Annotated in this window: 6 protein-coding genes and 4 pseudogenes; 5 read left to right on the top strand and 5 right to left on the bottom strand. The window is 57.1% G+C overall.

The genetic code is table 11. The annotated features are described in order from the left end of the window. The 4 pseudogenes from CHB90_RS25465 to CHB90_RS25455 form a co-directional block, all read left to right on the top strand. Positions 1-193 (top strand): annotated as a pseudogene (locus CHB90_RS25465) (IS3 family transposase); the annotation flags it as partial. A gap of 8 nt (positions 194-201) precedes the next feature. Beyond that, positions 202-456, top strand: a pseudogene (locus CHB90_RS27640) (IS3 family transposase); the annotation flags it as partial. 3 nt (positions 457-459) lie between these two features. Further along, positions 460-621, top strand: a pseudogene (locus tag CHB90_RS27635) (IS3 family transposase); the annotation flags it as partial. Positions 622-623: 2 nt separating this feature from the next. Continuing rightward, positions 624-785, top strand: a pseudogene (locus CHB90_RS25455) (ATP-binding protein); the annotation flags it as partial. 396 nt (positions 786-1,181) lie between these two features. On the opposite strand, the gene CHB90_RS25450 reads toward CHB90_RS25455, so the two are convergent. The 5 genes from CHB90_RS25450 to CHB90_RS25435 form a co-directional block, all read right to left on the bottom strand. Next, positions 1,182-1,463, bottom strand: a complete 282-nt coding sequence (locus CHB90_RS25450) for a hypothetical protein (protein ID WP_089280494.1) — start codon at positions 1,461-1,463, stop codon at positions 1,182-1,184. A gap of 126 nt (positions 1,464-1,589) precedes the next feature. Further along, positions 1,590-1,826 carry a hypothetical protein gene (locus CHB90_RS26400; RefSeq protein ID WP_141135982.1) on the bottom strand — a complete coding sequence of 79 codons (237 nt, stop codon included), beginning with the start codon at positions 1,824-1,826 and terminating at the stop codon, positions 1,590-1,592. Between the two features lie 49 nt (positions 1,827-1,875). Beyond that, the gene (locus CHB90_RS25445) at positions 1,876-2,997 is read right to left on the bottom strand and encodes an alanine/ornithine racemase family PLP-dependent enzyme (protein WP_089280493.1); all 1,122 of its coding nucleotides are present in this window, start codon (positions 2,995-2,997) and stop codon (positions 1,876-1,878) included. Continuing rightward, positions 2,994-4,193, bottom strand: a complete 1,200-nt coding sequence (locus tag CHB90_RS25440; protein WP_089280492.1) for an N-acetyltransferase DgcN family protein — start codon at positions 4,191-4,193, stop codon at positions 2,994-2,996. Before CHB90_RS25440 ends, CHB90_RS25445 begins: the two co-directional genes overlap by 4 nt. Positions 4,194-4,278: 85 nt before the next feature. Further along, positions 4,279-4,959, bottom strand: a complete 681-nt coding sequence (locus CHB90_RS25435) for a hypothetical protein (RefSeq protein WP_245823388.1) — start codon at positions 4,957-4,959, stop codon at positions 4,279-4,281. A gap of 185 nt (positions 4,960-5,144) precedes the next feature. Between CHB90_RS25435 and CHB90_RS25430 the strand changes: the two genes are divergently transcribed. Continuing rightward, positions 5,145-5,423, top strand: a 279-nt coding sequence (locus CHB90_RS25430; RefSeq protein ID WP_170941098.1) for a transposase, incomplete at its 3' end; no start/stop codon positions are given.

Here is a 5,423-nt window from a genome sequence, read left to right as displayed (position 1 = left end):
CCGAGAGGCGACGATGATCAATCAGTGGAAACGCGCACTGCTGGACGGGGGGTCTGGTGTCTTTGAGCGCGGCAGCCGCAAGGCGCCTGTCATCGACGAGGATCAGGTTCGGGATCTGCATGCCAAGATCGGAGAGCTGGCGGTGGCCAACTCTTTTTTGGAAAGAAAGCTCAAGCCCTGGGGCGGGAAGTGAGGCGTGGCATGATCGAACGCGACCATCCTGACCTGTCGATCGGCCAACAGTGCGCGCTTCTGTCGATACCGCGGTCATCATTCTACTACACGCCACAGGGCGAGACCGAGCAGCACCTCGACCTCATGCGGTTGATCGACGTGCAGTTTCTGGAGACGCCCTTCTTCGGCGTGCGTCAGATGACATGGCACCTGCGCAACGAGGACCATGCGGTGAACGAGAAGCGCATCCGGCGGCTCATGCGCCTGATGGGGTTGATGCCGATCTATCAGAAGCCCAACACCAGCAAGCCCGCGAAGGGGCACAAGACCTATCCCTACCTCTTGCGCGGGTTGCGGGTGGACAGGCCAAATCAGGTCTGGTGCGTGGACATTACATACCTGCCAATGCGTCGTGGGTTCCTTTATCTGGTGGCGATCATGGATTGGGATATGAGCGCACCTCGATCATCGTGACAACCAACCTCGACTTCGGCGAATGGCCCACCGTCTTTGGTGACGCAAAGATGACCACGGCGCTCCTCGATCGCCTCACCCACCATTGTGAGATCCTCGAAACCGGCAACGAGAGCTGGCGCTTCAAGACCCGCGAGCAACGGGAACGCCGCTGGCCCGATACGGCTGCGCTGTGTGGAGCCTACACCGCATCGGGCCAGCTTCCGTCGCACCAGAGGGGGTCATTTTTGGGCGCCTACAGGGGGGGGCGACATTCGGTGCCGATTGACAGAAAGTGCTGCAACAGCGAAAATTTCTATGCCGCTGCGCGGCGGGAAAACCGATCATTCATGCGAGCCGCAGCGAAAACGAAACGCTCAAGGATCAAGTCGCGGAACAAAGCTGCCGTTGGCGGCGGGTGATCGAATGGCTGTTTTTTTGGTTTGCACGGCTTGGCTCGAGGAGGCGTCTCGCCTCCTAAGCTCCTGCTAACCAGTGTATTGTCACGTTTGAGGGGTACGAACTCCGGGCAGGCCGCTGCTATTTTTGCGATCCTAAAAGTCGGCCACTTCGGGGACATTTCCTAGCCTTACAAGAAAGCTTGGGTCGCCGACTTCTCCACTGGTTGGGTCTTCGGTGACCATGTAGGCGTCGGCGCCTGCGCAATCCTCGGATAGAGCCTCTCGTTCAGCTCTGCTTGTTGCTTCCGATGCTGTGGAATATTCAAATTGCTTGGCAATCTTCAGGCCTGTCTGCCCATTGCGCCCAGCTTTGGTTTCAACATAAGTCTGGCAGATATAGTGGATTTTTTCTGGGGAACGGTCTGCGTCTGTCATGGATGGATCCTTGTGATCGGCTGGGACAATTGGAAGTTCTGGGAACAACCCTGGCCGATTTCAGCCTGATTGAAGTGCCTGTTTCCCAGCGGAGCATTTAACGCACACAAAACCGCCGAAGTTCAACTACCGCGTTGAAGCGGCTTTGGTGCGACGCGATTTGGACGCTTCTGAAGCTTTGGTTACAGGTGGCTTGTTCGCTTCTCTTTCAAGGCGGGCGTTGCGCAGTCGGGAATTCCTGGCGACACGTTGTTCCGTTTCTTCGTCGACCATTTGTCTGACAACACGCGTCGTCTTATCCATCGGGGTTTCGGGTTTGGAGTCAGACACTTTGAACAGAGTGTTTTTTGTGAGTTTCGTCATTCTTCAGTTTCCTTTGTGGTTTCGCGTCGGCTGGACCAAGCGAGGTCTTTCAAACCAGCGCCAAGTGGTCGACCTTGCCTTGGGTGTGCCGTGTTGGTCGTGTGGGTGGATTGCCCATGAGTTCTACTTTGATGTCCGGCGCGGCCATGGCATGCATCAACGCATTGTAATTCATCTGGAATCTCACCTCGGAACCGACCTTTGGCAGGGTTCGGGGTGTTCCAATTACAAGATGATCGCTGGTTGCACCGATCAATGTGCTTCCAACAGGCATTGAAAGCCCCGGAATGTCGGTGTCCTGATGTCCCATCGCGAGGATCATGCGCGCAGAGGCAGCACTGGTTGTCACAATGCGAAGTCGTTCTGTAGTTGGGTCGATCAGGGCGATAGGGGAAGGTGGGGATTTTGCATCCGTTTCGATAACTTCGGCAACAAGAGTGAAGGCGTCCGTGTGCATCCCGCCGATCTGGTCCCCAGACACTGGCTCAACACCCAGAAGGATCGCCTCACCCAGACGGAGGTCGTTGACACGACCTGTCGCGCGTTCACCAAGCGCCCAGGGCAAGTTGGCTGAGTTGCCACCTGACACAGTCTTGAGGAACGGGCCGCAAACACCCTCAATCTCATTCGCGAGGTCGCAAAAAGCGGCCATTTGCAACGCGGTCGGGGCAAGCCCGTTCAAGCACGCAAAATTTGCGCCGATCCCTTTCAACGCGACCCCAGACATCTGCATGACCTGCTGCGCAATATTTTCTAGGTGCTCGGGTGATATCCCGTCGCGCAAGTCACCCATTTCGACCATTAGGACGATACCGTGGACGGAACCATTGCGGATCGCGGCGGCAGCCAACGCCGAAATGACCGAGATCTCTGTGTTATAGCTCGCTTCGCAGGACCGAACGACTTGATCGGCTTGGCTTAACATCGGCGAACGGATCAGAGTGATGGGGCCCGTCATGCCTGCCGCACGCAACCTTTGCACATTGCTGATCCGCGCATCAGCGAGCCCCTCAGCTCCGCCATCGAGCATGGCTTGACCGAGCGCAGGATGCCCACAGACAGCCTTGGTCACGCCTGTGACGCCGATCCCACGCAGGCCCAAGCGCTTAACAAGGGTCTGCGTGTTGCGACGTATCTTGCTGAGATCCACCTCGATGCGCGGGCAGCTCATATTGCGGCCATAGACGGCCTTGGTGTCAAGCCGGGGTAGGCGGCGACTACCATCGCAAGCAAATGTGCAGCCGGTCGGGCCAAAGCATCTGTTACCGGCAGTCCAAGTTTCTGTGATTGCACCGCGATGGTATCGCTGATTTCGGCCTCAGACATCCCTTCGTGATTCAGCGTGACACCTATGACCTTTGTATCGGCAAAGGCTTCGATCAGTTCAATTTCACTTGTCGCAGATGGCATTGGCATATTGGGAAAGTCACAGCGATGTGCACGTTTCGGCGCGTGCTGAAGGATGACGGCATCCGGCTGGCTCCCCCGCAGGATAAAGGCGGATGTACAGAACGCGGGATGGCTCAATGCGCCCTGGCCTTCGATCAAAATAACATCGGGTTGTTCCGCTTCAGACGCCGCAACAATCGCGCCTTCAAGCTCGCCACAGCAGAACTGGGGCGGCACAGCGTCCATTGCGATACCGTATTTCGCGCCCTGCATGAGGCCGGTCTGGCCCGTGCCGACAAGCACTGTTTTGATGCCTTTCGCATTCAGGGCCTGCGCTAAAACGGTTGCCGTTGTTCGCTTCCCAATCGCGCAATCGGTGCCAAGAACTGCGATCCGCAGCGCTTTGACACCAGCGACACTGCCATCGAACAGGCGCATATCCTTGCTGGGTTTCGGTTTGCGGATGTCGCGAATCGTGACATTTCGCCCCAAAGCAGCATTGGCTATTTCGCTGTCATCGCTCAGATATTCATGCAGCCCGCTTACGATGTTCATGCCAAGCTTTATCGCTTGCAGAACCACGCCTCGGTCTGCGGTCGAAAGACGTCCCGTTGACGGAGCCATCCCATAGATGAGCGTATCGGGTATGACGGCTTCAAGGGCAACGGCAGCCTCCAGATGATCAACGATCGGAATGCGGTTGATTGTGTCGTCGAGAACGGATCCGCTGTCTTGTCCGCTATAGGTGCTGTCGACGACAGAAAGGATGCGATACGCTTGTGAATGGCGGACAAGGCCGTTCGCAGTCTTGCCATCAATTTGCGCGAAATTCCCCTCGCAGTAGACGACTGCCGTCGGTGAACCTGTGACCTGCCTGCCTGACGTCAAGCCTGCGGGTTTGATCTGTGTTATTGGTGGCGCTTGCGCCCCCCTGACGGGGCGGCGGATTGTATCGACAGTGCCAGATTTGGTTTCCATTTTGATTTCCCTTGATACGTTGGCACGGAGGACAGAATCGTCCTCACCTGCGCCTTTTGAAGTGGGTAGGTGCCGTGGCTCGCGCCTAGTTGTTCAGCACGCATTGCCCCTTGGACTTTTGAAAATTCCTGTCGCATTCCCAGCGGTTGCCCGATCTGTCCAGATGGGCGTTTTCAGGAACAACAGTCAGCTCACATGTCTCGCCAGAGGCGGCAAATCCCCGGTCACACTTCCACCCAGAGCCGTAGGTTGGGTCGTCAAAATATGCATTTACGGGGATCACGACGGATTCGCACAGACCAGCCTGCTCAATGAAGCCGCGCTCACATGTCCAGGGCTGACCGTATCCAGATCCGTTCAGAAAGGCGTTGGCCGGAACCGCAATGGCAGTACACTGGTCGCCAGATAGTTCAAACCCGCGTTCGCACGTCCAGCTGGAGCCATCTGAGGAATCTGCCAAGTACGCATTCGTTGGCAGCACGATCTCCTGACATGCGTTGTCGACCTTGATGTAGCCGCGCAAACAACGCCACCGTTCGCCTGACGAGTCCAAAAATCCACCCTCGGGCACGTCGACTACAACACAAACAGCGTCATCGGTGTTGCGAAACCCATGCAGACATTCGCATCCCGAACCGTAGGACCGGTTCGTGGCAAATGCGTTTTGCGGCACGACCACAGCGACGCAGGCATTTTCGTTCAGCCGGTAGCCAACGTTGCATTCCCATCCATCACCGTAACTTTTGGCACTGGCATTCTCAGGCATTGGATGTGCGTCGGTTTGGGCACAGGCAGGTAGTACAAAAAGCATGACCGCCAAAATTGAACCGACAAATAAGGCCGTGACTGTTGGTGTTTGCGTAGGGACGCAGGCAGCGATTGGATGGGCTTTGTTGCGCAAAGGCTGGTTGAGGGATTCATCTCGTGAATCCAGCGTGGTAGCTGTCCTGCATGAGCAGACCGATCCCGCCGAGCTACAAGACCAAGAACTGGCCGGCCTACAACGAAGCGCTGAAGCAGCGCGGCTCCCTGACGATCTGGTTCGACCCGGACATGGTCTGGGTGCCACCGCCGACCGGCAAGCGAGGCCGGCAGCCGCTCTATAGCGACGCCGCGATCCAGGCATGCCTGACGATGAAAGTCCTTTTCGGCATGGCGCTCCGGCAGACGACCGGGTTCGTTGAAAGCCTACTGAGCCTGGTCGGCCTCGACTGGGCGGTGCCCGACTTC

The organism is Antarctobacter heliothermus (assembly GCF_900188425.1).
GTDB lineage: Bacteria > Pseudomonadota > Alphaproteobacteria > Rhodobacterales > Rhodobacteraceae > Antarctobacter > Antarctobacter heliothermus.
The sequence above is the reverse complement of the archived record's forward strand: the minus strand, read 5'-3'. Positions and strand labels throughout refer to the sequence as shown.